Below are 1,603 nucleotides of genomic sequence, written 5' to 3'. Positions count from 1 at the left end.
CGAGCCGCCGAGCTCGCTCACGCGACGGCGCTCAACAGCGCCAACTACTCCGATCCCTCGATGCTCCACGGATGGCGTGAGGATCACGTGGACCGGTTCGCCCGGCGGGCGGCGAGACGTCTCGACGACGGCTCGAGCTACGTCGCATTGGGTCCGGTGCCGTTCACTCCGCTCGCCGTGGAGGTCGATCCGTCAGGCGATGGCGCTGTGGTGCGCGGGTGTGCCGACGACCTCGTCACTCTGCCTGAGCGCGAGGAGGGCTCGGTGCCGTGGCCTCAGGCATACGCGTACCGGGTCGAGCTCGGTGCCGACGGACACCGACGGGTCGCGGGTAGCACCGATGCGCCGGAGCCTTACACGCTTTCAACGGGTGAGTCCCTCACGGACGAGTACTGCGCCGCCATCGAGATCCCACACGGCACGTTCGATCCGCCGCCCGACTTGGAAGCTCTCCAGAAGTTGCGGGGGCGCGACGTCATCACTCCGCCGAAGCCCGGCCCGACCTCAGAGGTCGAGTGACCGAAGCTGCTTGCCTGCTGTCCAGAGGGGATCGCGATGACTGACCTCAAGGTCGACTCCGCCGACGTCGCGGATTTTGCCGCGTCGCTCGACCAGCACGCCGGTGTCGTGGGTGCCGAGTGCTATGCGACCGGCCACACGCTGGGCTCGGGGATAGTGCAGGACGCGCTGGGCAACGTGTCGCTGGTCCTGACGGTCCTCGACCAAGCATTGGCCACGGGGGCTGGTGCGCTGGCGCGAGATTCGCGAGCGAGTGGCGATGCGTGGTCGGCGGCCGACCGCGGGATGTCGATGCGAGCTGTGTGACCGGCTACTCCCTCATGGCTTGGGACTGATCGCCAGCGGCCCGTATGACGCGTCCGCCGGGTGGTGAGCGGCGACGCGAGCGGCGGGCGTCGACCTTGGTGGCGGTCCTCAGGCGGACTCGCCGGGGCGGTCAGCAATCCGGGGGCTTCGGCCTGTCGGTGCACAATCCGTCGACGAGGCGGCTGATGCGTTCCTCGACGCGGAAGGGTGCGCTGGTGGTCGTAGTGAGGGCGACGCCGTCGACGTCGCGCCAGACCGCGGAGCCGTCGACCTGGTCGCGGCCGGTCCACTCGGCGGTGAGGGTGATGGCGCGTTCGGCTTTGGGCCACTCGTACTCGTGGAAGGTGTCGTGGTCCGGGTACGGGTGTCCGGGGGAGCGGGTGGTCAGGGTGTGGCCGTCGCCGAAGCGGACCTTGACCCCACGCGGCAAGCCTGACGCCCGCTGCGCGAAACCACCCGCGTGTCCATGTTGAGGATCCCCCGCACGGTGAAGACCGCGAAGCCGAGCAGGGCGGTCAGTCCGAGGATGCCCAGGCTCCAGCCGAGCGTGGATCCCGCGGTGCGCAGTGGTGGTTCCGGGGGCACGTAGGGCACCGGGACCAGACCGAGGAGCGGTGTCACGAGGTCTCCGTTCGGGTGGCGCGTGGGCCGCTGGAGGGTGAGGCCGCTGGAGCTGCTCAGCAGTCGGGGGGTGTGGGGGTGGTGGTGCAGGGGCCGGCGACGAGGTGGCTGGTGCGTTCTTCGGCGGTGAATGGGGGTGAGGTGGTGGTGGTCGTGG

3 protein-coding genes are annotated in these 1,603 nt (G+C 69.8%); 2 read left to right on the top strand and 1 reads right to left on the bottom strand.

Features of this window, described 5'->3' with window-relative positions; all coding sequences use genetic code 11:
- Both Cph01nite_RS18900 and Cph01nite_RS18895 read left to right on the top strand, forming a co-directional pair.
- Nucleotides 1-519, top strand: a 519-nt coding sequence (locus Cph01nite_RS18900; protein WP_203676592.1) for a hypothetical protein, incomplete at its 5' end; no start/stop codon positions are given.
- Between the two features lie 36 nt (nucleotides 520-555).
- Entirely contained in the window at nucleotides 556-825 is a 270-nt protein-coding gene (locus Cph01nite_RS18895) for an alpha-mannosidase (RefSeq protein WP_203676591.1), read from the top strand.
- A 130-nt stretch (nucleotides 826-955) separates the two neighbouring features.
- Here Cph01nite_RS18895 and Cph01nite_RS18890 read toward each other — a convergent pair whose 3' ends face one another.
- Nucleotides 956-1,255, bottom strand: coding sequence for a hypothetical protein (locus Cph01nite_RS18890; RefSeq protein WP_239069372.1), 300 nt, complete (start codon nucleotides 1,253-1,255; stop codon nucleotides 956-958).
- Nucleotides 1,256-1,603: the final 348 nt, after the last annotated feature.

The organism is Cellulomonas phragmiteti (assembly GCF_016862775.1).
In the GTDB taxonomy this organism is placed as follows: Bacteria; Actinomycetota; Actinomycetes; order Actinomycetales; family Cellulomonadaceae; genus Cellulomonas; species Cellulomonas phragmiteti.
The sequence above is the reverse complement of the archived record's forward strand: the minus strand, read 5'-3'. Positions and strand labels throughout refer to the sequence as shown.